Source organism: Pseudarthrobacter sp. DSP2-3-2b1 (assembly GCF_049895945.1).
In the GTDB taxonomy this organism is placed as follows: Bacteria; Actinomycetota; Actinomycetes; order Actinomycetales; family Micrococcaceae; genus Arthrobacter.
In genome coordinates, this window is sequence record NZ_JAFCTI010000011.1 from 82,239 (window position 1) to 105,473 (window position 23,235).

The window sequence follows — 23,235 nt, forward strand, 5'->3', positions numbered from 1 at the left end:
CCGGAAGCCGGCCCTGCCAAGCTATTTCTATCCAAAGTAAGTGAAGGAACACCATGTCTAAGCGCATCGACGTCAAAGACCTGAACGTGTACTACGGCGATTTCCTGGCCGTGGAGGACGTCAGCATCTATATCGAGGCCAAGTCCGTGACGGCTTTCATCGGTCCTTCAGGCTGTGGAAAGTCCACTTTCCTGCGCACCCTGAACCGCATGCATGAGGTCCTGCCCGGCGCCCGCGTGGAAGGCGAGGTCCTGCTGGACGGCGACAACCTCTACGGCCCCGGCGTTGACCCGGTAACGGTCCGCGCCCAGATCGGCATGGTGTTCCAGCGGCCTAACCCGTTCCCCACCATGTCCATCCGGGACAACGTGCTGGCCGGCGTGAAGCTGAACAACAAGAAGATCTCCAAGGGCGAGGCTGACGTCCTGGTGGAGCGGTCCCTGCAGGGCGCGAACCTGTGGAACGAAGTCAAGGACCGGCTGGAAAAGCCCGGCTCCGGCCTGTCAGGCGGCCAGCAGCAGCGGCTCTGCATCGCCCGGGCCATTGCCGTTGAACCGCAGGTGATCCTCATGGATGAGCCGTGTTCGGCACTGGACCCGATCTCCACCCTGGCCATCGAGGACCTCATCAATGAGCTCAAGGACCAGTACACGGTAGTCATCGTGACCCACAACATGCAGCAGGCAGCCCGTGTTTCGGAGAAGACGGCCTTCTTCAACATCGCCGGCACCGGCAAGCCGGGCAAGCTGATCGAATACGGCAACACCCAGAACATCTTCAGCAACCCCACGGTGAAGGCCACGGAAGACTACGTCTCCGGCCGCTTCGGATAGTCCCCGCCGCGGCCCTAACCTCGCGGGCTCGGCCAGGGAACCCGGGCGGCGTGGGCCCATCACCACCGCGACACTGCGTCGACTGCTCCGTCAGCACCCCTTTGGAAGCTCAGAAGGGCGCTGACGGAGCAGTCGATGCGCGTTTAAGCTGCGGCTGGCTATCCAGCCAAGGGTGACAAGGCCAGGGCCACCACAAACGCGCCGGCGGCGGCTGCAACAGGAGTGAGGATCCAGAGCCCGAAGATCTGCATCACGAGCTTCCTGTTGGTGACGGCGAAGTGCTGGTTTTCGCCGGCGCCCAAAACGGACGACGTCACTGTATGGGTGGTAGAAAGCGGCAAATGGAGCGCAATCGCTCCGAGAAACAGCATCAGAGCGCTGTAAATCTGGGCCACGGAACCCCGCAGCGGGTCAACGCGGGTGATCTTGTACCCAATGGTGTGCGAAATGCGCCAACCGCCAAAAAGCGTACCGACTGTCAACATCACCGCAGAGAACAGGGCTACCCACAGGGGGATGCTGTCGCCGTCGGAATAGCCGCCCGCGAACAGGGCAAGGAGCAGCACAGCACCAATACGCTGTCCGTCCTGCAGGCCGTGGCCGAAAGCCACGGCACCGGCAGCGATGGCCTGGCTGCGGCGGAACCGCTGGTTCACCACGTTGGGCTGTGTGTAGCGGGCGGCCCACGTGGCGGGAAATACCAGCAGGTAGGCGCCAACGTAGGCGATCACGGGCGACAACAGGAGGGGAAGGCCCACCTGGAGCATCAGGGACCGGTCTACGCCGCCCACGCCCGCCCCGCCCACGGCCAGGCTGGCAAGCCCGGCCCCGGCCAGTCCGCCCACCAAGGCGTGGGTGGAGGACGCAGGGATGCCGCGCCACCACATCAGCAGGCCCCACGCTGAGGCACTGGCCAGACCCGCAAGCAGGATGCTGAGGCCGCTGTCGCCTTCGGGCAGGTGGATCCAGGTGTGGCTGACGGCCACCACCACGGTGGCGCTGAGCAAAGCACCGAGGAAGTTGAAGAGGGCTGCCAGCAGCACGGCCACGGACGGGGTGAGTGCCCGCGTCCGGACGGCAAGCGCCACCGACGTCGAGACGTCGCGGAAGCCGTTAAGGAAGGCAAACGTAGCGGTCAACAGGACCACGACGCCGAAAATCACGGCTGTCACGTCATGATTCCTTGACGATGATGCTGCCTACCTGGGTGGCGACGCGCCGCATGTCCTTGGTGACTTCGACGAGTTGGTTGGCGACGTCGCGGTTACGCGAATACTGCGCCCACTTCATGTCCCGGATCATGTCGGCCACCCAGATCCTGTGCGTCCGTTCCGCCCGTTTGGCCAGCCTGAGGATCTCGATCCAGTAGTCCTCGAGATCGTCGAGGTTGTTGAGCCTTCGCATGGCATCCACGGTCAGTTCGGCCTGCCGGCTAATGATTTCAAGCTGGTCCGCCGCGCGCTTGGGCAGCCGCTCCAGCTTGTAGAGGTACACGAGCTCGGCCGCGGAATCGAGGTTTTCGAGGGCCTCGTTGAGGTACCTGGACAGGGTGTACATGTCTTCGCGGGGGAGGGGATTGACGAAGCTCGTGCGCATGTGGGTCAGCAGGGCGAAGTGCAGTTCGTCGGATTTAGCCTCGTGGTTGTGCATGTCGTCGACGAGTTTGGCGTGCTCGGTCGCGGGGACGCCGAGGATCTCCGCCATGGTGGCGCTTGCCAGCACGATCTGCTGAGCCATGCTTGAGAGCAGTGTCAGCCCGGCGGGCTCTTGGGGGAAAAGGCGCAGCTTCACGTTGGGTACCGGTCTCCGGGCGATGTACTGGGGTGTCGGGGGCCGCCCACTTGTGAATCGACGCAGGCCAGCAGCTGTTGATGATTCTACCGGGCCGGACCCGTGGGTCCCTGTGTGAGCCTGAAAACACGCAGAAAAATGGTGCCGAACCGGATACGCCTCTCGGCGGTAGGCCGCTCTAGGCGGCTAATTGTTGAAGCCCGGGGGTTTCGCGGCTCGACACCAGTTTCAGTGTTCTACGTTGGTTGGCTCAAGTCAACATTGACAGATGAGCGGTAGTGGGTCAGTCGAGTTCCCCGAGCCGCCAGGCATTTGCCGCATGTTCCAGGTCCTCGGCCGTCTTGACCAGCTGGTGTGAGTTCCGCGTGAGCTTGCTCGCGTGCGCCTCATTGCCGTGTTCGGCGCCGTCGGCAAGGGTCGCCTGGCCGAGGGCCACCACACGGCAGAACGCGGCGGAACGCTCCAGCGCGACGTCGAACTCGCCGTCGAACGCGCCGGAGAGAATGGCGTCCGCCATGGCCCGCATTTCTTCGGCTCCCGGTGGTTCAGCGGCTCCGGCAACCACATTCGAGACCTGCGCGGTGTCCTTTCCCGCCCGGAAGTAGACGGAAATCCTTTCCGGATCCTGGACCGTTGCTGCGCGGATGGCGTAGAGCCGCCACAGTGCGCCCGGCAGGGACCGGGCGGGACTCTCTGCCCACATCTCGGCGATGGCTTCCAGGCCCTGCTCATCGGCCAGTTTGACCAGCCGTTCGGTGATCACGGGATCGTCACTGTCGCGGCCGTGGCGTACCAGGGCCTGGGCAGCAAGGTGCGCGGCTTCGGAGACCCGGGCCGGATCCGCCCCGCCGGCGAAGGGCTCAAAGTCAATGGGCGCGAACGGTTTCGGCTTGTGATGCCGGTTGGCGCCGCCGTAGTGAAAGGCTCCTGCTTGTTCGCTCATGCCCCCACGCTACTCCTGTGCCGCGCGGGAAATCGAGAGTCCCTGCAGTGGGGCGCCGGCCGGCGGCTGCGGCGGCGCTGTTCGGGGGTGTAAACGTGCGACGCCGGGCGCCGGGCCGCGTGCCAAAGCGGCCGCGTCCGTGCGGTAGAGTATTTAACGTTCAGAAATGGACTGGGCTGATGGGGCGTTTGACCGTTGGCTGGGGCCTTTAGCTCAGTTGGTAGAGCATCGGACTTTTAATCCGTGGGTCGTGGGTTCGAGCCCCACAGGGCCCACCCGCGGAGAAGACCAGAAGCAACTTTGCTTCTGGTCTTCTCTTTTTGATGCCACATTGGGTTCATTCCGGCGATGTGATTTGGATTATAAGCATGCTGTCTAATATCTTTGTTCCAGCAGCTTTTCATGTTCCCAAAATGTGGAGCTGAGAAGAAGGACCCCGTGTAACTTGACTCGTGCCGCGGGGTCTTTCGCTGAGAAGACCAGTGGCGTAGCGCCCTGGTCTTCTTTGGTTTAACGCGCCGAGGCCCCCGATGTGCGCGGCACTCCGAGGCGGTCAGTGCTGGAAATGTGTGCTGGGTGCTCCGCCGGGAAGGTTCTCCAGGATGCCCTCTGCGACTTTGCGCAGCTTGATGTTCCGGTGGCTGGAGGCCTTGGCGATGATGGCGATCGCATCGTTGTAGGAGCATCTGTTCTGCGCCATGATCACCCCGCAGGCGATGTCGATGGAAGTCCGGCTTTCAAGGGCGGACTTCAGGTCCGAGGCCCGGGTTCTGGCCGTGTCCAGTTCCAGAACCAGCCTGAGTCCGCGTGCTGCGGCGTCAGCGAAGGCCCTTGCCTCGGCAATCACCGGAAGCGGGAAGGCCTGGGCGTCCGTGGCGAAGTAGACGAGCGCCGCTTCGGCGCCTTCATCAAGGCGAAGCCGCAAAGCCAGGACGCTGTTGAATCCCGCGTCCTGCAGCTGCGGCCTGTAGCGTCGCCACCGGAAATCGGTGGCCGCGTGGTTCATGGCCACTGTGCCGCTTCCGGCAATTGCTTCAGCCAGGGGGCCTTCATGCACCTCCTGCTCCAGCCGGGCCAGGCGCGCGGCCTTGATGCCGGTGCCGGCAGTTGCGGTGCCACGTTTTATCCGGTTCAGGAAGAGGCCGCAGTCCACGGGGGTTCCAGTGGTCCTGCCCAATACGGCGGCGGCCATCTGAACCAGGATCTCCATGGATTCCGCCAGCGTTTCGGTCCCTGTGACAAGGTCGGGGACGTAGCCGTCGGAGAGTGGAATGTCCGGCCTGATATTGCTGAGGGATTCCTGACTGGGTGCCGGCACTGCGCGTTGGGCAGGGTACTGGGGTGTGCGCTGGGCCGTGTGGGCGGGCCCAGGGCGGCGGGCGGCCGCCGTGTGGCCGGTTTGCGCCTGGGAAGCTGAAAACTTCATTTCAGGACCACCGCGGATCCGCATGCATGATCTGCGGGAACCTTGATTGTGGCGGTCAGAGGGCCGGCGACGGCTGGGGGAGAGGCCTTGGTCTCGAAGACCTCCTCGTCGCCGGCCCCGCTCACTTCCTGGACCTCCAGGCCCAGGAAAATCTGCCGGTCCGGTAAAGCACGGCTGGTAAGTCCTGTATTCATTCCTTCTCACAACCCCCTAGTGAGAGATCAAACCCAGTGAGATTTGCGAGTCTTAGCTCTTAGTAGAACGTAGTTCCGCGGCCAGTCCGGGTGAACGCGTAATCGGTACTCGTTTATCAGATTAGGTAGTACTTGGTTTTGGGCGCCGAGTACTCGTCTTCCGCGCGGTTGCCCCCACCCGAGCGGTTCCGAGGATGGTTCCCTTGACGCGAGGCGGTAGATGACTAACATAGATTTCTATAACGTTGTAAATGATCGAATGAACAAGGACCAGGATGACCGCCCAGGACAATGCCACAGCCAAAATCACCATCGACCCTGCCTTCACGGTCGGCCCCGTCAGGCGCAGGACCTTCGGAGCCTTCGTGGAACACCTGGGCCGCTGTGTCTACACCGGGATCTTCGAGCCGGAGCACCCCAAGGCTGATGAGGACGGGTTCCGTACGGACGTCCTGGCTCTGACCCGCGAGCTCGGTGTCTCCACGGTCCGGTACCCGGGCGGCAACTTCGTCTCCGGCTACCGCTGGGAGGACGGTGTGGGCCCCGTGGACCAGCGCCCGGCGCGGCTCGATCTGGCCTGGCACTCCACCGACCCCAACCTGGTGGGCGTGGACGAGTTCACCAAATGGTCTGAAAAGGCCGGCGTGGAGACCATGATGGCCGTCAACCTGGGCACCCGTGGCACCCAGGAAGCCCTGGACCTGCTCGAGTACTGCAATATCGACGGCGGCACGGCCTTCTCGGACCAGCGGAAAGCCAACGGTGCCGAAAACGGTTACGGCATCAAGATGTGGTGCCTGGGCAACGAGATGGACGGGCCGTGGCAGATTGGCCACAAGAACGCCCTCGAATACGGCCGGCTCGCCGCGGACACCGCCCGGGGGATGCGAATGATCGATCCGAACCTTGAGCTGGTGGCCTGCGGCAGCTCGGCCCCCACCATGGACACCTTCGGCGAATGGGAACGGGTTGTCCTGACGGAGACCTACGATCTTGTGGACCTGATCTCCGCGCACCAGTACTTTGAGGACTTCGGCGACCTCCAGGAACACCTCTCGGCAGGACACCGGATGGAATCCTTCATCCGGGACATCGTGGCCCACATCGATCACGTGAAGTCAGTGAGGAAGTCCACCAAGCAGGTCAACATTTCCTTCGACGAATGGAACGTCTGGCACATGAGCCGCGGCGAGTCCAAAGCACCCACCGGCACGGACTGGCCGGTTGCCCCCGTCCTCCTGGAGGACCGCTACACCGTGGCGGACGCCGTCGTCGTCGGGGATCTCCTGATCACCCTGCTGCGCAACACCGACCGCGTGCACTCAGCGAGCCTGGCGCAGCTGGTCAACGTAATTGCGCCCATCATGACCGAGCCGGGCGGCCGCGCCTGGAAGCAGACCACCTTCCACCCCTTCGCCCTGACCTCCCGCCACGCCGCCGGAACGGTGCTGCAGCTCGCCGTCGAATCCCCGCTGGTCAGCGGCGGCAAGACGCCGGACTTCCCGGCACTGTCCGCCGTCGCAACCCTCGATGCCGAGGCCGGTGAGGCAGTGGTGTTCGCCGTCAACCGCTCCGCAACGGATGCCCTGGAGCTCGACGCTTCGATCTTGGGCCTGGGCAACGTCCGGGTCATTGAGGCGGTCACTTTCGCGAATAAGGACCCGTACTGGCAGGCAACCGCCGACGATTCGACGTCGGTCCTCCCCGCCGCAAACGTCAGTGTGAAGGCCGACGGCGGCCGCCTCACCGGCGATCTCCCGGCGGTGTCCTGGTCCATGATCCGGTTGGCGCTGGAGGCATAGGGGACAGAGGGCCGTCATGCCTGTGACGCGGGCAGCCGGTTGATGGAAAGATAAGGGCCATGGAACTGCATATCACCGGGGACCCGGCTGCCGACACACTGCTGAGCAACGATGCGTTTGCGCTGCTGACAGGCATGTTGCTGGACCAGCAGGTGACCATGGAATCGGCGTTTGCCGGGCCTGAAAAAATCCGGGCCCGCCTCGGTTCGATCGAGCCGGCTACCGTTGCAGCCCACGATCCGCAGGCCTTCATCGAGGTGTTCAAGGAACGGCCGGCCGTGCACCGGTTCCCGGGCTCCATGGCCGGCCGGGTGCAGGCGCTTGCCGAGACGGTCCAGCGGGACTGGGAGGGCGATGCCACCCTCATCTGGACCAGGGGTGAGCCGGACGGCAAAGAGGTGCTGCGCCGCCTGCAGGCACTGCCCGGGTTCGGGGAGCAGAAGGCAAAGATTTTCCTCGCTCTTCTGGGCAAACAGTGCGGGCTCAAGGCTCCGGGCTGGCGTGAAGCCGCCGGGCACTACGGCAAGGCTGACTCTTTCCTGTCCGTGGCCGATATCGTGGATCCGGAGTCCCTCGTCAAGGTGCGTGCCAGCAAGCAGGCGGCCAACGCCGCTGCCAAAGCGGCCAAGGCCTGACGGCGGGCCCGGAAGGAAGTAGCCGCAATGGCAGTGACCATGAACGACGTCGCGCGGGCAGCAGGCGTATCGCTGAAGACGGTTTCCAATGTCCTCAACGACTATGAGTTCATCCGCCCTGCCACGAAGCAGAAGGTCCAGGACGCCATCGCCGAGCTGGGCTACGAAGCGAACCTGACCGCGCGCAGCCTGCGTTCCGGCAAGACCCGGATGCTGGGGCTGGTCCTGTCGGACCTCTCGGCTCCCTACTACGCAGAGCTCGCTTCACGGCTGATGACCGCGGCGTCGTCGCGGGGTTACCGCGTCCTCGTGGAGCAGTCCGGTGCCGCGGCCGCCAACGAACTTGGTGCGCTTCAGGGCCCGCTCCGGCAACTGACAGACGGGCTGCTCTTTACGCCTTTGGCCCTGGACGCCGACGCCGTTGCCTCCCACCGGGGCAGCAAGCCTGTGGTGATGCTCGGGGAGCACATTGTGGATTCCAGGTTCGATCTGGTCACCATGAAAAACGAGGAAGCGGCGCAAGCCGTCACAGCCCACCTCCTGGCGGGAGGGCGCCGTCGTATTGCCGTGGTGGGTGCCCAGGCCGGGGAATCAGCCGGCACCGCTGGCCTCCGGCTCAATGGCTACCGCAAAGCACTGGACGAAGCCGGCATACCGTTCGATCCTGCCCTGGTGGCACCTTGCGAATGGCGGCGCGACGGCGGGGCTGCCGCCGTCTCAAGCCTGCTGGAAGGCGGCGTCGTGTTCGACGCCGTGTTCGGCCTGAACGACGCCCTTGCTTTGGGCGCCATGCACGAACTGCTCATCCGCGGGGTGGAAGTGCCCCGGGCCGTGGCGGTTGCGGGCTTCGATGACATCGACGAGGCAAAGTTCGCCGCGCCGTCGCTCACGACAGTCTCACCAGGCATGGACGAGATCGCCGAAAAGTCCATTGGTCTGCTCATCGACAGGATCGAGGGGCGGGAGCCGGCCGGGGACGGCGTCCACGTTGAAGCAGGATTTGTCCTGAGGGTCCGCGACTCCGCACCCTGAGGAACGCTGAAGAACGGCGGGCCGAATCTGCAGGAGCCATTCACATCCTGACGAGGCGGGTCGCCTGGGCACGGTCCTAGGATGGGTGAGATAAACGTGCACCAGCACCACCGTCGGTAGGAGATTTCCATGTCTGCACCAGCCCTCAGTGTCGAGGCCGCCATCAGAATGTACACGGGGGAAGATGCCTGCGCCGCCGAGCTGTTGTGCGACGGGCACAACCCTGACGCCGTAGCGTTTACGCTCATCGAAGCGGACCTCTCCAGCGCGGACATCACGTACGGCCAGCTGCGTGAGTGTTCCGAGCGCGGCGCTGCCGCCCTTGCCGGACTTGGCGTTGGCCCGGGCGACGCCGTGGCCACGCTGATGGGTAAATCGGCTGACCTGGTGGTGATGCTCCTGGCGATCTGGCGGCGCGGGGCCGTCCACGTTCCCCTGTTCACGGCTTTTGCCTGGCCAGCCATCGAACTGCGCCTGAACGCCTCCGGCGCCAAGGTGGTCATCACCGATGAGGACCAGCGCGGCAAGGTCCAGGAAACGGCAGCTGTGGTGGTGGTCGCCGGGAACCATGCTGCCGGGGATGACTTTGCCCTGCACCAGCTGCTGGCCAGCCACGAGCCGGGAATCCGGGCCGAAGCTGTGGGGGGAGACGGCACGCTGGTACTGATCTTCACCTCCGGGACCACCGGGGCGCCCAAGGGCGTGCCCGTACCGCTGCGGGCCCTGGCCGCATTCCGCCAGTACATCGAATATGGCCTGGATGTCCGCGAGGATGACGTGTTCTGGAACGCCGCCGACCCCGGCTGGGCTTACGGGCTGTACTACGGGATCCTAGGGCCGCTTGCGGCCGGCCGCCGCAGCCTGCTGCTGCATGCCGGGTTCTCCCCGGAACTCAGCTTTGCCGTCCTGGAACACTTCATGGTGACCAACTTCGCCGCCGCACCCACTGTGTACCGCACCCTCCGTTCCAGGCCCGCAGCGGCAAAAAACATCAGCCTCCGCCGGGCGTCCTCCGCGGGGGAGCCGCTCACGCCCGAGGTGATCTCCTGGGCCGAGGACACGTTCGGCGTCCCTGTCCGGGACCATTACGGGCAGACCGAGCACGGAATGATGATCATCAACGCCTGGCATGACGGCCTGCGCAGGGAGATCCGTCCCGGCTCGATGGGCCACCCCCTGCCGGGCTGGACCTGCGCCGTGCTCAAGGACTCCGCGAACGAACCCGCCTCCCCGGGGGAAATGGGACGCGTGGCGGTGGACACGGCCAACAGCCCCATGATGTGGTTCTCCGGTTACCGGGACGCACCGGAGAAGACTGCTGAGCGCTTCAGCGAGGACGGCCGCTGGTACATCACCGGGGATGCGGGAATGGTGGATGAGGACGGCTTCTACTACTTCTCCGCCCGGGACGATGACGTGATCATCATGGCCGGCTACCGGATCGGACCGTTCGACGTCGAAAGCGTCCTGTCCCAGCACCCCGCCGTGCTCGAATCAGCCGTCATCGGAGCGCCGGACGAACTCCGCGGTGAAGTCCTGGAAGCTTACGTGGTCCTCACCGCGGACGCCTCAGGTAGCGACGCCCTGGTCACCGAACTGCAGACCCTCGTCAAAACCCAATACGCTGCCCACGCCTTCCCCCGGCGCATCCACTTCGTGGACGAACTTCCCAAAACGCCGTCCGGCAAGGTCCAGCGCTTCATCCTGCGGCAGCAAACCCGGCCCTGAAACTCCCGCGAAACGTGGACGGCCTATTCTGATGACAGATCGGCGAAGCTTCTGGAGGGCCACCTCCTGAGACGGCACGGGTGAGGGCACGTACCCCTGGCCCGAGGAGGTACACATGACTGCACTGAGCTACTTTGGCGTGCTCTACCGGGACCGGGAGACCCTCCCGCTGCGGACCCGGCTGCTGTCCACTTTCGGTGCCGTTGCCGCGCTGCATGCGGCCGCCGTCCTGCTTCTGCTCAGCGGCACCGCGCCCGGCAGCCAGCCGCTCGCCCTCGGCCTGGTGCTGACCGCCTACCTCGCCGGAATCAAGCACAGTTACGACTGGGACCACCTGGCCGCCATCGACAACTCCACCCGCAAGTTCGTGGCCCAAAGGCAGGATCCCGTCAGCGTGGGCTTCGCGTTCAGTCTGGGGCACAGTTCCGTGGTGATCCTGGCGGGCTTCTTGGTCATTGCCGGCGCCGGGGTGATGGGGGAGCTGGTGAGGGAAGGGTCAGCAGGAAGCCTGGTGCTTGGCCTGATCGGCAGCGGTGTGTCCGGGCTCTTCCTCCTGGCGATGGGGCTGTTCAATGGCTCTGCCTTTGTCCGCGCCGCCCGCGTCCTCCGGAGGTCACGCTCCGGCGGCGAGCCCATTGCTCCCAAGGACCTTGAAGCGCAGGGGTTCGTCGCCAGGCTCCTTGCCAGGCCGCTGTCACGGGTCAGCCGGCCGCGCCACATTTACGTCATCGGCTTCCTGTTCGGATTGGGCTTCGACACCGCCACCACCATCGGCCTGCTGATGATGACGACGGCGGCCTCGCTGGCTGGCGTCTCGCTCCTCGCCCTGATCGCGCTTCCGCTCGCCTTCACGGCTGCCATGACGCTCTGCGATTCGCTCAACGGCGTGGCCATGATGCGGCTGTACCGTTCCGCTCTGGACGAGCCCCGCCGTAAGTTGGGTTTCAATGCCGCGGTCACGGGGATCTCGGCGCTCTCGGCTCTGTTCATTGCGGTGATCACCCTCGGTGGCCTCCTCAATGCCGCCTTTGGTTTGGGCGATCCGCTCACCAGCTGGCTGGGATCCGTTGACCTCGGTGAAGCCGGGTTGCTGCTCGTCGCACTGCTCTTGGCGGTGTGGGCTGCGGCATCGCTGCCCGGACGGGGCGGGAGAAAGGCAGGACATTCCTGAGCCTGAAGGGGTGTGCTTGGGGTCCCGGGTTCCTACACTGGGTGGATGATCAAAGTCGACGGCTCCATCGAAACAAAACTGTCCCCGGAAAAGGCCTTCGCCTTTCTGTCGGAGTTTGAAAACACCAGTGAGTGGGACCCCAGCACCCCCGTCATGGACAAGCTCACTCCCGGCCCCGTTGCGGTGGGGCACCGGTACCACGCGGAGTCCGAGTTCCGTGGCAAACGCCAGTCGCTGGAGTACGAAGTGATCGAACTGACCGAACGCCACATCAAACTACGCGGCGAGAACAAGTCCGTCACGGCCTTCGATTCCATTGATGTGGGCCCCTCCCGGCAGGGATCGCTGGTCACCTACACCGCCGAATTTGAAATCAAGGGCCCGGCAAAGATCCTCCAGCCCCTTCTGAAGCCGGCTTTTATGTCACTGCGGGATCCGGCCCTGAATGGAATCCGGGACACCTTGAACTCCCTCGCGGCCCGCTGAGCCCAGCCAGAATTCCCGGAGGGAACCGCGCGGATCGGCTTCCACCCCCGGCTTGCCGTCAAGGATCATGGTGTGCCGTTGCGGAACTGAGTAGCGTGGCCATTCCGGCAGTCCCGGAGCCTCGGGAGTCCCGGCGCGGGCGAAGGCTGCCCAGGCCCGGCTCATCATTCCGCTCAGATCCGCCGGTGCTGTGCCACCGGTCAGGAAGCGTGCTTCGCGGTTGCCTGTCTGCCGGAACACAAACGGGATCTCGAGGGCATGGCAGGCGCCCAATTTTCCACCGAGCGCCGGACTCGCCCAGGTGAACAGGTAACTGAAGGTGGAGCCGGCCGATCCCTGCCGGGCGTCCAGCAGCCGGTTGCTGGGCTGGCGGTACTGCAGATCGGCCAGGCAGGCCTCCAGCTGCTCCCGCCCGTCAGGATCCTTGCCCAGGCTGTCAGCCAGGGCGTCCGCGAAGCCCGGGCGGGCACGGGCAGGATCCGGAAAGTCTCCGCCCAAAACCAGCTCCACCCGGTCTTCAAAACGCGGCGGGTCACTCGGGTAGCCCGGGCGCATTTCGACTGCAAACGAGCCCTCATTGAGATTGGTGCCCACCAGCAGGTCCACCGCGGAACTCCGGCCGTTCCGGACCGCGGCCAGCGGCGGTTCGGGCAGCGCCGGCGTCTCAACCGTGGGCTGGAACGGCAAGGGAACGCCGAAGCTGTGCGGCGCGGCGGTGTCGATGAGCGCTTTCTGTGCCGCCAGCAGCCGCGGGGCCGGCAGGGTGAGCAGTTCGGCCGCACGCGACTCGTCCAGCCCGCACAGCCGGAGGAAATCCCGGGTCACTTCCGCGGATCCGGCGGGGGTCCTGAACCGTTCGGCCGTTCCGCTCTGCATGATGGCGCGGCGGAACAGCCCTTCCGACGCCGGCATGCCCAGCAGGGTTCCAATGGCAGCCGCCCCGGCGGACTCGCCGAAAACAGTGACGTTGGCAGGGTCACCGCCGAACGCGGCGATGTTCCGCGCAACCCAGCCCAACGCCGCCAACTGGTCGAGGAGCCCGGCGTTGGAGGAGTCTTCGTAGCCCGGACCCAGCAGTTGGGGCAAGTGTAAGAACCCGAAGGCGCCCAGCCGGTAGTTGATGGCCACTATTACAACGTCTGTCGCCGCAGCCAGTGGCCCGCCGTCGTGCATGCTGCCGTTGTTTGAGCCGGTGACGTAGGCACCGCCGTGAATCCACACCATCACCGGGCGCCTGGCATTGTCCGGGGCCGGGGTCCAGATATTGAGGTGAAGGCAGGAAGCCTCGTCCCACAGGGTGGCAAAACCGGCCGACGGCGGCGTGAAGTCGTCCGGATTCTGCGGCGCCATGGCGCCCGGTGCGGTGCAGTCGCGGACACCTTCCCAGGGAAGCACCGGAACCGGCGGCAGGAAACGGCGCTCGCCGGCGGGTGATTCCGCGTACGGAACCCCCCTGAAGCTGTGCACGGGGAGCCCGTTGAGGACCTGACGGGTGCCGCGGACGCTGCCCAGCGGTGTGGAAACGAGGCTCATAAAAGATCAGCTTAGATGAGTGCCATGTGCGCGGGGTCCGGGGTGTTCGTGCGGACCGTGCCGGTCCCGATCGGCTCCCGATGGAGTGTCTACGTCCCAAATCCGTCCCGCTCGAATATGCTCTCTGGCGTGGAATCTGCGGAAATGGAAATCAGCGGCCTGGCGGCTGAAATACCTGTGCTGGCCGGTCAATCCACCATTGAAGACCTGCTTCCGGGCCTCCCCGGCATACGGGCAGCATGGGCATCACCGATTACCGATGACTCTGTCCCCGAACGGGCCGAAGGCAACCAGGCCACCCTCTTTTGATGGATTTGCTGACGCCTTGCCGCTGAGACCCTGACTTACCCCCTGCCTATGGGCAGGGGGACTTATGCGGCCATCCGGCCTTTGGACTTACGTGCCGGGCGCTGCTCTGCCGGAGTCCGCGCTGCGGGCGTCTTCTTCACCGCGGGCGTCCGCACGGCCGCCGTTTTCGCAGCCACCGACTTCCCAGCCGTTGTCCGCGCAGCCGTTGTCCGCGCAGCCGGCACCCGCACAGCGCGGCGCGATCCCGCCAGGACCTCGCCGCCGTCGGGCACTGTGCTGTCCGCATGAAGGTGGATACCGTGCTCCACCAGGACACCGGAGCCGATCCGCGAGTGGCTCCCGATGTGTGCCCGGCTGCCAATCACTGTGCCGCGGCCGATCCGTACGCCATCGCCGATCACCGTCCTATCGCCGATCTTCGCCTCCCGGTCGATCCAGCTGCCGTGTCCTACGCGGCAGCCGGAACCGATGGAAGCACCATGCTCCACATAGGTCATCTGGCCGATGCGGGCACTCTCGGCAACCTCGGCCCCCGGTGCCACGAACCCGCCGCCATTGGCATGGCGGACGTACCGGGTGACCTTTCCGGTGTCGTCCTCAACTGATACAAACTTCGCGTTCATTCCATTCCTTGATCGAAGCGCAACGGTTTTGCTCGCATCTGGGTTAACGCCCTGCAACCCAACCGGATTCCCGCAAGGCAGCATCCGGTTACCCAGACGAACCCGTAACAGTTATTCGTAGCCGGGACCTGGCCGGATGGTCCGTCATTCAAGGTGAGGATGGGCAAGCCCTTTTCGCGGGCTTCCGCTGCCCTGCAATAATCGGAACCAGCGGTTTGCCGGGGCCTGTAACCCCGGATTCAACACCAGCATGACGCAAGCACACAGGCAGCACTGTAAGTTCAGGCCCATCCCACCAGACGAGGCGGACATCCATGAAGGCTCCAGACCAGTTCACCCAACTCGCCGGCACGCCAGGATCATCTGGACCGGCCGACGCGGCAGGTCATGAGCCGGTGGACCAGCATTTGCTGCAGCGTCTTGCGGACGCGCACGGCGTAGGCACCACCTTCCAGGGTTGGGATGGTCTGCCGCACAGCGTCGCCCCGGATACCCTGATCAAGGTCCTGGCGTCGCTGGGCGTCCAAGCCGGGACCAACGCGCTTATTGAAGCGGCGCTGGCCGAGGCGGAACTGGCGCCCTGGCGGCGGATGCTGCCGCCCGCCGTCGTCGTCCAACAGGGCGAAACCGCGCAGGTTCCCGTCCACGTCCCGGACGGTGCCACAGCACAGCTGAACATCGTCCTCGAGGACGGTGCGGGAGTGGTGGAAGCTGCCCAACTGGACATCTGGGTCCAGCCGCAGGACGTTGACGGCGTCCCCACCGGCCGTGCCACGTTCGCCCTCCCGGACAATTTGCCGATGGGTTGGCATACCCTCCACGCAGAGTCCGACGGCGTCACTGCCGAGGGTGCGCTGGTGGTGGTTCCCCAGCGGCTCACCACTGCCGGGCCGCTGCTGGAGCGGCGCGGCTGGGGGCTCGCCACCCAGCTCTATTCAGTGCGGTCAAAGCGTTCCTGGGGTATCGGCGACTTCGCGGACCTCGCGGACCTGGCCACGTTGAGCGGCGAGCGCGGCGCCGATTATGTGCTGGTCAATCCGTTGCACGCCGCAGAGCCGGTGCCGCCGGTCCAGCCCTCCCCCTACTCCCCATCCACGCGGCGCTTCTTCAATCCGATCTACATCCGGGTGGAGGCCGTCCCGGAACTGGCCTACCTCAAACCCCGGAAGCGTGCCGCCGTGGACCGGCTGCAGGAGCAGGTCCATAGCCTGAATAGGGACGGGGACCGCCTGGACCGGAACGCCGTCTACGCTGCCAAACTTCAGGCACTGGAGCTGCTGTACCACGCGCGGCGCTCGCCGGCGCGGCAGGCAGCGTTCGATGAGTTCTGCAGGATTTCCGGGTCCGGCCTGGACGACTTTGCCCTCTGGTCCGCCATCCGCGAGGACGTTGCGCCGGAAAGCCCGCTCTGGACTGACCCGGATTGCGCGCTCGGCTCACCCGAGGCTGAGTCCCTGCGGGCAAAGCTCGGGGACCGGATCGGCTTCCACCGCTGGCTGCAGTGGATCTGCGACGAACAGCTGGAGAGCGCGCAGCTGGCGGCCCGCCGGGCCGGAATGCGCCTGGGGGTTGTGCACGATCTGGCCGTGGGCGTGGACCTCAGCAGCGCCGACGCTTGGACGCTGCGCGGCGTCCTTGCCCCCGGAGTGAGTGTGGGCGCACCGCCGGACATGTACAACCAGCTCGGCCAGGACTGGAACCAGCCGCCGTGGCATCCGGGCCGGCTGGCCGAGGCGGGCTACGCACCGTTCCGCAACATGCTCTCCACCGTCCTCCGGCACGCCGGCGGCATCCGCGTGGACCACGTCCTGGGCCTCTTCCGCTTGTGGTGGGTCCCAGCCGGTAACTCCCCGCGCGAAGGTGCCTATGTGCGGTACGACCACGAGGCGCTGATCGGGATCCTGGCGCTTGAGGCGCAGCGGGCCGGCGCAGTGGTGATCGGCGAGGACCTCGGTACGTTCGAGCCTTGGGTGCGGGACTATCTTGCCGCCCGCGGCATCCTGGGGACCTCTATTCTCTGGTTCGAGAACGACGGCGACTCTCCACTTCCGCCCGAACGGTACCGGACCCAGGCCCTCGCCAGCGTGAACACCCACGATCTGCCGCCCACCGCGGGCTACCTTGCGGGTGACCACGTGGGCCTGCGCAGCCGCTTGGGCCTGCTGGAACGGTCCGAGGCTGAGGAACGGGTTGAGCATGTGGCCACGCTGGAAAAGATGATGGGGCTGCTCCGCGAACGCGGGCTGCTGCCGGAGGGCGTGGACCAGGGAGCAGATCCCGGATCCGGTCCGTCGGTGACCGAAGAACACACCATCGAGGCGCTGCACCGCCTGCTGGCCCAGTCGCCGTCGGTCTTGTTGGGGGTGGCGTTGGTGGATGCCGTGGGAGAGCGGCGCGTGCAGAACCAGCCGGGAACCACCGAGGCGCTGTATCCGAACTGGCAGGTCCCGCTGGGCGATCCGGACGGCCGGGCTGTCCTCATCGACGACCTCCCCGTCAACGCCCGGTTCAACTCGCTGCTGGCAGCGGTGGAGGACGCGCTGCGGTCCTAGTTGGTGGTCCTGACTGGTGGTCGACTGCGGGCCCTAACTGCGGTCAGAAGGGACTGGCGGGTCCGAATGTGTGGGACGACAATGTGAAAGGGCAGCGCCGGTGATGCCTGGCGGCGCGGTCGGAGAAGCACTGGCAAGCCCAGAAGCACTGGCACGCCCAGAAGCACTGGCACGCGTTCAGTGGAGGAAAACCTCATGGCCGACCGACCTGTACTCGTAGTAGGCGGCACCGGCATGCTGGGCAGCCAGGTTGTCACTGAGCTGCTCAAGCGCGGTAAGCACGTCCGGGCGCTGGTGCGTCCCGGCTCGGATGCCTCACGGCTGGCGGCCGCCGGTGTGGATATCGCCCGGGGCGACATGCTGGACCCTTGGTCCCTGCTGCGGGCCATGGAGGGCATTGATGCCGTGGTTACCTCGGCGGCGGGCTACACCAGGCACCGCAAAGGCGACACCCCCAAAACCGACACCGTGGGCAACGCCAACCTGGCTGAAGCAGCGAGCCGCTCAGGCATCCGCAGGTTCGTCTTCACCAGCATCCTCACCTGTGACCGGACGCCTCAGGTGCCCCATTTCTGGCACAAGAAACTGGCTGAAGACAAGCTGCAGGAACTCGGTGTTCCGTTTGTGGCGCTGCGGCCAGGGGCGTTCCTTGACCAGGTCACGCGGTTCGGCGGCGACCCCATCAGCAAGGGGCGGCTGACCTGGCTGGGATCCCCGCAGATCCCGTTGACCTTTGTGCTGACCTCCGATGTCGCCGCCTACCTGGCAGAGGCCGTCGACCTTCCGGGGCTGGAAGGGCAGCGTATCGACATCGGCTGGGACCGGGCGTTGGGGATGCAGGACATTGCGGACATCGTGGGCCGCCTCGCCGGACGGCCCATCCGCGTGCGGTCCATTCCCCTGGGCGTCCTGCGGGCAGTGGGGACGGTCCTCGGGCCGGTCAACGCGACGGCCAAGGATAGTGCCGCCATGTTGGAGTGGTTCCAGTCGGGCCGCTATGTTGCGGACACAGCCCTGCAGCGGCAGTTCTTCGGCGAGCCTCCCACGGCCGAGATCGCCATCAGACGGTTCGTCGTGGGCCTGGGGCACACCTCGCACCCAGGCCCGCGACGCCGTTAGTTTCCTCGGATTAACCCGCCGTGAGCAGGTGGGTGAAGTGGTCGTACCGGAAGGTGACCGGGCCGCCGTCGTGCATGTAGGTGATATCGCCGCCGTTGGCCACACCGTCGGCGCCGTAGTTCTCGTCCCAGCCACGGTTCAGCGCCGCCTTGAACTTGTAGGTGCCTGCCGGCAGCTTCTCGACGGCCAGCTTCCACACCATGGTTGCCGGGTCCAGCGTTAGCTGGGCTTGGCTGCAGGCGGGAGCCCAGTCCTCCGGGCACCCGAGTTCGGTGTTGAGGCTCCCTGCGATGGCAACCGCCCCGGGCTGCTGTGAGGCGTAGACGGCGCTGAGGATGTGTGTGCTGTTGTCGTAGCGGAACGTCACGGCTCCGCCCGGGTGGTCCAGCACAATGTCCGCGCCTTGGAAGACTCCGCCGGCGCCAAAGTTCGCATCCGGGTCGCCGTTCAGCGCAGCCTTGTACCTGTACTGTCCCGCGGGCAGGTCAACGGTGAGCCGCCAGATTTTGTCCGCCGGATCCAGGATCATCAGGGCCTGCGGGCAGTCTAGATCCCCTTCGTCGCAGCCCATCGCCAGGTTCAGGTCCCCGGCAACCGCCACGGAATCGGGCTGCGGAGCCTCGCCCACAAACACGGTCCGCGTCTCGCTTGCCACAGTGAACCCGGGGCCGGTCATGGTGGCGCGGTACTGGACCTTAGTGCCGTCAGCAAGTCCCAAGGCCGCCAGTTCATCCATCACCGAGTACACCGGCGAGGAATCATCCGAGCCCACGGCTGTCCACGCCCCACCGGCCACACTGCGCTCGAAGGACACAACATGGCTTGCCTTCTCGGGGTCCGCGGTGGCGCTGAGCTCCACGGGACTCTTCACGCCGCTGCCTTCGGCAGGCTTCTGCAGGGTCAGGATCGGTGCGGGAACTGCTGCTGCGCGGGACTGGCTGGTGGCTGTGTGGCCCCCATTGTCCAGCACGGTTGCCCGGTATTCGAGGGCCGTTCCGGCATCCAGCGCTGCCACGTCATGGAACACCTGGTACGGCGCAGTGTCATCCGTGCCGATCGGTTCCCAGCCACCGCCTGCCGTTTTCGCCTCGAAGGTAACCTCATAGAACGACGTACCGCCGACGTCGGCCGTTACGTTGATCCGCCCGTTGTCCGCGGGTGCCGCGGCAGGTTCCCGGAGCGCGACGGCGGGGGCCGCCTTGGAGTGCGGGATGCGCCCCGATGCCTGGTAGACCACGGCGGACAGCGGCGGGACCGTCACTGTCAGCTTGCCCGCCGCGGAGGTCTTCACCTCGGCGGCGCCATCACCGTAGATCTTCGTGTAGCTGCGCTTGCCGGTGTAGGTGGGAACCTCTGCGGTCTGCGGCTGCTCACTGTTGTTCAGGGCAACAACGTATTCGCGCTGGTCCTCGGCATCGGTCCGGGAGAAGGCGTAGATCCCGGGTCCTTCGGAGGCGAACCGGTGCTGGTGGGCGCCGTCGCGCAGGGCCGGGTGCTCCTTGGTCAGGGCAGCGAGCTGGCTGATCTTGGCGTACAGCGGGTGCGCTGCGTCGAAGTTGTCCGTTGCGTGCGTGGCGTCGGTACCGAGGAGATCGTCATCGAGGTATTCCGGCACCTGGCTGGCGAAGAGCGTCTGCCGGGCGTCCTGGTCCCCGCCTGGACCGGTGAAGCCCTGCTCGTCGCCGTAGTAGATCACCGGATTGCCACGCGAGAAGTACATGAGCTCGTGGGCCAGCTGATCACGGGCCACCTGTTCGGTGTCGGTTGCTCCGGGGTTGTCCGCGGCGATGAAGCTGCCGATCCGGCCCATGTCATGGTTGCCCAGGAATGTGGGCAGCTGGTAGACGTTGGAATCGGCGTCTGTGTACCAGTCGTCAGTAGCGAAGAACGTCTCCAAGGAGCGGGTGTCCTGGCCCTTGGAGGCAAAGTTGCGGGCGGCATCCTGGAACGGGAAGTCCAAGACGGCCTGCATTTCGTTCCGGGTGGTGAACTGCGATGTGAAGCTCTTGGTGGTGTCGAATACCTCGCCGAACATAAAGAACTCATCCTTGCCCTGTTCATGGGCATAGTTGAGGACGTCCGGTCCGAACTCCTGCCAGAACTCGTTGTTCACGTGCTTCATGGTGTCGATCCGGAAGCCGTCCACGCCGAAGTCGCCGATCCAGGTCTCGTAGATGTCCTCCATGCCCTCCACCACGGTGGGGTGCTCAGTGAAGAGATCGTCAAGGCCAAAGAAGTCCCCGTAGTAGGAGTCCTCGCCCACAAAAGTGGTGTCGCCGCGGTTGTGGTACAGCTCCTTGTCGTTCAGCCAACCTGGAACCTTCAGGTTTTCCTCGCCTGGTTGCAGCACGGGTTCGTAGGGGAAGGACGTCGTGGGGTCGAGCTCCGGGAAGCTGTCCAAGCCTGCGAAGTCACGGTCGTCGAACTCCACCCCGGCCGCCGTCTTGTAGGGATCAGAGTCCTTTGACTTGTAGGGCTGGCGGGCCCCTCCTCCGTCGCTTTTTTCGTAGCCGATCACGTCCGCCGTGTGGTTGGTGATGATGTCGAAGTACACCTTCATTCCCCGGGCGTGGGCCTCGTCAATGAGGGCCTGCAGTTCGGCGTTGGCACCGAGGTGGGGATCGATCTGCGTGAAGTCGGTGACCCAATAGCCGTGGTAGCCGGCGGACTTGTCCTCCGTTTGCACTGCTTTGTTCTTGAAGCTGGGGGTCAGCCAGATGGACGTGGTGCCCAGGCCTTGGATGTAGTCGATTTTGTCCAGCAAACCTGCCAGGTCGCCGCCGTTGTAGAAGCCCTTCTTGGTGGGATCGAAGCCGGACACCATCGGGTCTGCCGGCAGCCCGCCGAGATCGTTAGAGGTATCCCCGTTGCTGAATCGGTCCGCCATGACGAAGTAGAAGTTCTCGTCTGTCACCGGGGCGCGGAGCGAGTGGCTGGCAGCCGACGACGGCGTTCCCGGCTTGTCGGGGCCGGGCTTTGCCGGGTCGGGGACAGCATGCGCAGGGAGCACAGCGGTTGTGGCGGCAAAGGCCGCCGCGAGGATGCCAGCGCCGGCGCGAAGAAGAGGGGTGCGTTTGGAAGTTGTCTTGCGGGTGGCTGGTTGAAGGCTTGGGGTGGAGCCCTTGAGAGTGCGGTTTTTCACGTCAGGAGAGACCTTCCTGGTAGCTGCGTTGCTGAACAGGCTGCGTTTGTTTCGAAAGGCCGCGCAGATGGCTTCCAGGCCACCTGGCGGGTTGAGACTCGGTGCACCGGGCGATCAATGACCGCCGTACTGTGAACCACGTCAGACTGTAAGCGCTTGCATTGAATAAATCCAGTCTTTTGGCTTCTGCTGTGAAGGGCTAGTCTGCAGCTGCCAAGGGTCCGCGCAGCCCGGGCGGAGACGGCAGGGGTGTACCAAAGTGCGCCGACTCAGCGAGGGCGTTCGCATGCCAGCCAGTGAAGCGCGGTTAGCTTCTTTTGATGACATTTAAGACCGGCTTCGGTCCGCCGGGTGTGTCTTTGCGGAGGAGGAAGCTCAGCTGCTCCTCTCGGCAGCGTCAAGCGCTGCCGAACTCGCTTCGTCGGCCGAGCTACGTGTCGCCGGCTTCCCGCTGGAGCAAGTCCTGGGCCGGGCAAGCTTTTGCGGGCTCCGGATTGAGTTTGGTGCGGGCGTTTTTGTTCCCCGCAGCCGCACCGAACTTCTGGTGAAGGAGGCCGTCGCACTGTAGGGGGCTGACCAGTCGCAGACCCGCCATGGAGATACGCCCGCCGTCGTGGTGGATCTTTGCTGTAGGTCCGGCGCCGTCGGTGTTGCTATCGCCGCCCGCGTTTCAGGAATCGAATTACAGGTTGTTGGTAGTGCCGGTCTGCCGGCGCAGCGTTGAGCCGGCCTTGGGTTATTCGCGTTGTGGTGGTGGGGGTGGTTTGAAGTAGTGGTTTTGTTGGGGTTTTTGGGTGGGGTCGATGTGGCGTGGGGGTGTGAACCAGGGGGTGCCGTGGCCGGTGGTGATGGTCCATTGTTCTTTGTGGATGAGGTGGTGGTGGTGTGAGCAGAGGAGTGCGCCGTTGTTGGTGTTGGTGGGGCCGTTTTGTGACCAGTAGGTGATGTGGTGGGCTTCGCACCAGGGTGCTGGGATGGTGCAGTTGGGGAAGGTGCAGCCTTGGTCGCGGGCGGTGAGGGCGAGGCGTTGGGCGGGGGTGAAGAGGCGGGTTTTGCGGCCGAGGTCCAGGATTTCGCTGTTGGTGCCGAGGAGGACGGGGATGATGTCGGCGTCGCAGGCGAGTTTGCGCAGGGTGGCGGCGGCGACGGGGCCGGTGAAGGTGTAGGTGCCTGTGCCCCTCACGTTGTCTGTGCCTGTGCCTGTGCCTGTGCCGGTGCCCGTGCCTGTGCCCGTGCTTGGATCGGTGGTGGTGGGGGTCTCTGTCGTGGTGCCGCCCATGGGGTGGGGGAGGAGGTCCTGGTAGTGGATGGTGGCGAGGATTTGGGGGCGGTTTCCGCCGGTGATGGGCAGGGCATCGCTGCAGAGGGCTGCTTTGACGGCGCCGATGAGGCCGTCGAGTTGTTTTTGGGAGCGGGTGCGCCGGTCCAGTTCCACGTCGGGGTCCGGGTCTGCCCAGCCGTCCTGGCCGCTGCCGCCGGCTTCGCTGCCTGTGCCGCCGTCGGTGCAGCCGCTGTTGTCCGTGTCAATGCTGTCTGTGCCAATACTGCTGCCGGTGCCGGTTTTGCTGGTGGCCGGTGTGGTGGTGCGGGGGTTGGTGGCGGTGTTCATGACGGTGAGGAGGTGTTCGTATTGGTCGGTGGTGGCGAAGATTTCGAGGTGGTGGAGGCCGTGGCGGGGTTTGCGGATGAAGGCGCCCTGGGTGTGGCGGAGGGCTTCTTCGCTGGGTTCGGTGCCGTCGGCGTCGAGGGTGTCGGACCAGCGGCGGGCCACGCGGGCGAGGAAGTCCGGGTCTGCGGTGGCGGCGGTGCGGGTGAGGTCGGTTTCGATCCGGGTGAGGGTTTCGGGGGTGGTGCGGTGTTGGAGCCGGTCCAGGGTGAGGCTGATGATGGTCCCGGCCCGGGAGGACAGCGCGGGG

At 65.2% G+C, this 23,235-nt stretch carries 19 protein-coding genes and 1 tRNA gene; 11 read left to right on the forward strand and 9 right to left on the reverse strand.

From position 1 onward, the window contains the following. Positions 1-53 precede the first annotated feature (53 nt). Positions 54-833 carry a phosphate ABC transporter ATP-binding protein PstB gene (gene pstB / locus ACP7AX_RS14240; protein ID WP_426227185.1) on the forward strand — a complete coding sequence of 260 codons (780 nt, stop codon included), beginning with the start codon at positions 54-56 and terminating at the stop codon, positions 831-833. 158 nt (positions 834-991) lie between these two features. On the opposite strand, the gene ACP7AX_RS14245 is transcribed toward pstB, so the two are convergent. The 3 genes from ACP7AX_RS14245 to ACP7AX_RS14255 form a co-directional block, all read right to left on the reverse strand. Next, on the reverse strand, positions 992-2,005 hold the full coding sequence (locus ACP7AX_RS14245) for an anion permease (protein WP_426227187.1): 1,014 nt from the start codon (positions 2,003-2,005) through the stop codon (positions 992-994). Position 2,006: 1 nt separating this feature from the next. Continuing rightward, a complete protein-coding gene (locus ACP7AX_RS14250; protein WP_426227189.1) occupies positions 2,007-2,624 on the reverse strand; it encodes a DUF47 domain-containing protein in 618 nt (205 codons plus the stop codon). A 283-nt stretch (positions 2,625-2,907) separates the two neighbouring features. After that, complete coding sequence (locus ACP7AX_RS14255; protein WP_131684755.1) at positions 2,908-3,567, reverse strand: hypothetical protein; 660 nt, start codon at positions 3,565-3,567, stop codon at positions 2,908-2,910. Between the two features lie 202 nt (positions 3,568-3,769). On the opposite strand from ACP7AX_RS14255, the gene ACP7AX_RS14260 reads away from it, so the two are divergent. Next, positions 3,770-3,842 (forward strand) — tRNA-Lys (locus ACP7AX_RS14260). Positions 3,843-4,120: 278 nt separating this feature from the next. Here the strand turns inward: ACP7AX_RS14260 and ACP7AX_RS14265 are convergent. Together ACP7AX_RS14265 and ACP7AX_RS14270 are read right to left on the reverse strand one after the other, a co-directional pair. Then, positions 4,121-4,993, reverse strand: coding sequence for an ANTAR domain-containing protein (locus ACP7AX_RS14265; RefSeq protein WP_426227192.1), 873 nt, complete (start codon positions 4,991-4,993; stop codon positions 4,121-4,123). Further along, positions 4,990-5,187, reverse strand: a complete 198-nt coding sequence (locus ACP7AX_RS14270; RefSeq protein WP_426227194.1) for a hypothetical protein — start codon at positions 5,185-5,187, stop codon at positions 4,990-4,992. The genes ACP7AX_RS14265 and ACP7AX_RS14270 overlap by 4 nt, the downstream gene beginning before the upstream one ends. Positions 5,188-5,462: 275 nt before the next feature. Here ACP7AX_RS14270 and ACP7AX_RS14275 point away from each other — a divergent pair, with 275 nt between their 5' ends. The 6 genes from ACP7AX_RS14275 (at position 5,463) to ACP7AX_RS14300 (ending at position 12,041) form a co-directional block, all read left to right on the forward strand. Further along, entirely contained in the window at positions 5,463-6,989 is a 1,527-nt protein-coding gene (locus ACP7AX_RS14275) for an alpha-N-arabinofuranosidase (RefSeq protein ID WP_426227196.1), read from the forward strand. Positions 6,990-7,048: 59 nt separating this feature from the next. Next, positions 7,049-7,624 carry an HhH-GPD-type base excision DNA repair protein gene (locus tag ACP7AX_RS14280; RefSeq protein WP_426227198.1) on the forward strand — a complete coding sequence of 192 codons (576 nt, stop codon included), beginning with the start codon at positions 7,049-7,051 and terminating at the stop codon, positions 7,622-7,624. 27 nt (positions 7,625-7,651) lie between these two features. Next, complete coding sequence (locus ACP7AX_RS14285) at positions 7,652-8,656, forward strand: substrate-binding domain-containing protein (protein WP_131684752.1); 1,005 nt, start codon at positions 7,652-7,654, stop codon at positions 8,654-8,656. A gap of 129 nt (positions 8,657-8,785) precedes the next feature. Continuing rightward, positions 8,786-10,384 (forward strand): AMP-binding protein, encoded by a 1,599-nt coding sequence (locus ACP7AX_RS14290; RefSeq protein ID WP_426227200.1) that lies wholly within the window; start codon positions 8,786-8,788, stop codon positions 10,382-10,384. 115 nt (positions 10,385-10,499) lie between these two features. Further along, the gene (locus tag ACP7AX_RS14295; RefSeq protein WP_426227202.1) at positions 10,500-11,555 is read left to right on the forward strand and encodes a HoxN/HupN/NixA family nickel/cobalt transporter; all 1,056 of its coding nucleotides are present in this window, start codon (positions 10,500-10,502) and stop codon (positions 11,553-11,555) included. Between the two features lie 45 nt (positions 11,556-11,600). Further along, on the forward strand, positions 11,601-12,041 hold the full coding sequence (locus ACP7AX_RS14300; RefSeq protein WP_426227204.1) for an SRPBCC family protein: 441 nt from the start codon (positions 11,601-11,603) through the stop codon (positions 12,039-12,041). Here ACP7AX_RS14300 and ACP7AX_RS14305 read toward each other — a convergent pair. Continuing rightward, complete coding sequence (locus ACP7AX_RS14305; protein WP_426227206.1) at positions 11,979-13,574, reverse strand: carboxylesterase/lipase family protein; 1,596 nt, start codon at positions 13,572-13,574, stop codon at positions 11,979-11,981. The two genes, ACP7AX_RS14300 and ACP7AX_RS14305, sit on opposite strands and share 63 nt — an antisense overlap. A 129-nt stretch (positions 13,575-13,703) precedes the next feature. Here ACP7AX_RS14305 and ACP7AX_RS14310 point away from each other — a divergent pair, with 129 nt between their 5' ends. Continuing rightward, the gene (locus ACP7AX_RS14310) at positions 13,704-13,883 is read left to right on the forward strand and encodes a hypothetical protein (protein ID WP_426227208.1); all 180 of its coding nucleotides are present in this window, start codon (positions 13,704-13,706) and stop codon (positions 13,881-13,883) included. Positions 13,884-13,945: 62 nt separating this feature from the next. Here the strand turns inward: ACP7AX_RS14310 and ACP7AX_RS14315 are convergent, their stop codons facing one another. After that, positions 13,946-14,506 (reverse strand): DapH/DapD/GlmU-related protein, encoded by a 561-nt coding sequence (locus ACP7AX_RS14315; protein ID WP_131684746.1) that lies wholly within the window; start codon positions 14,504-14,506, stop codon positions 13,946-13,948. Positions 14,507-14,820: 314 nt separating this feature from the next. On the opposite strand from ACP7AX_RS14315, the gene malQ reads away from it, so the two are divergent. Next, the gene (gene malQ, locus ACP7AX_RS14320; RefSeq protein WP_131684745.1) at positions 14,821-17,058 is read left to right on the forward strand and encodes a 4-alpha-glucanotransferase; all 2,238 of its coding nucleotides are present in this window, start codon (positions 14,821-14,823) and stop codon (positions 17,056-17,058) included. A gap of 195 nt (positions 17,059-17,253) precedes the next feature. Next, the gene (locus ACP7AX_RS14325) at positions 17,254-18,177 is read left to right on the forward strand and encodes an SDR family oxidoreductase (protein ID WP_426227211.1); all 924 of its coding nucleotides are present in this window, start codon (positions 17,254-17,256) and stop codon (positions 18,175-18,177) included. A gap of 10 nt (positions 18,178-18,187) precedes the next feature. Here ACP7AX_RS14325 and ACP7AX_RS14330 read toward each other — a convergent pair whose 3' ends face one another. Further along, a complete protein-coding gene (locus ACP7AX_RS14330) occupies positions 18,188-21,220 on the reverse strand; it encodes an alpha-amylase family glycosyl hydrolase (protein ID WP_426227318.1) in 3,033 nt (1,010 codons plus the stop codon). Between the two features lie 835 nt (positions 21,221-22,055). Continuing rightward, the coding region (locus ACP7AX_RS14335; protein WP_426227213.1) for a DUF222 domain-containing protein at positions 22,056-23,235 on the reverse strand (1,180 nt) is incomplete at its 5' end.

Bases quoted from the DNA above. Each gene is read 5' to 3' on its own strand.
- pstB (WP_426227185.1), top strand. From the start codon at position 54: ATGTCTAAGCGCATCGACGTCAAAGACCTGAACGTGTACTACGGCGAT.
- ACP7AX_RS14255 (WP_131684755.1), bottom strand. From the start codon at position 3,567: ATGAGCGAACAAGCAGGAGCCTTTCACTACGGCGGCGCCAACCGGCAT.
- ACP7AX_RS14265 (WP_426227192.1), bottom strand. From the start codon at position 4,993: ATGAAGTTTTCAGCTTCCCAGGCGCAAACCGGCCACACGGCGGCCGCC.
- ACP7AX_RS14270 (WP_426227194.1), bottom strand. From the start codon at position 5,187: ATGAATACAGGACTTACCAGCCGTGCTTTACCGGACCGGCAGATTTTC.
- ACP7AX_RS14275 (WP_426227196.1), top strand. From the start codon at position 5,463: ATGACCGCCCAGGACAATGCCACAGCCAAAATCACCATCGACCCTGCC.
- ACP7AX_RS14280 (WP_426227198.1), top strand. From the start codon at position 7,049: ATGGAACTGCATATCACCGGGGACCCGGCTGCCGACACACTGCTGAGC.
- ACP7AX_RS14285 (WP_131684752.1), top strand. From the start codon at position 7,652: ATGGCAGTGACCATGAACGACGTCGCGCGGGCAGCAGGCGTATCGCTG.
- ACP7AX_RS14290 (WP_426227200.1), top strand. From the start codon at position 8,786: ATGTCTGCACCAGCCCTCAGTGTCGAGGCCGCCATCAGAATGTACACG.
- ACP7AX_RS14295 (WP_426227202.1), top strand. From the start codon at position 10,500: ATGACTGCACTGAGCTACTTTGGCGTGCTCTACCGGGACCGGGAGACC.
- ACP7AX_RS14300 (WP_426227204.1), top strand. From the start codon at position 11,601: ATGATCAAAGTCGACGGCTCCATCGAAACAAAACTGTCCCCGGAAAAG.
- ACP7AX_RS14305 (WP_426227206.1), bottom strand. From the start codon at position 13,574: ATGAGCCTCGTTTCCACACCGCTGGGCAGCGTCCGCGGCACCCGTCAG.
- ACP7AX_RS14315 (WP_131684746.1), bottom strand. From the start codon at position 14,506: ATGAACGCGAAGTTTGTATCAGTTGAGGACGACACCGGAAAGGTCACC.
- malQ (WP_131684745.1), top strand. From the start codon at position 14,821: ATGAAGGCTCCAGACCAGTTCACCCAACTCGCCGGCACGCCAGGATCA.
- ACP7AX_RS14325 (WP_426227211.1), top strand. From the start codon at position 17,254: ATGGCCGACCGACCTGTACTCGTAGTAGGCGGCACCGGCATGCTGGGC.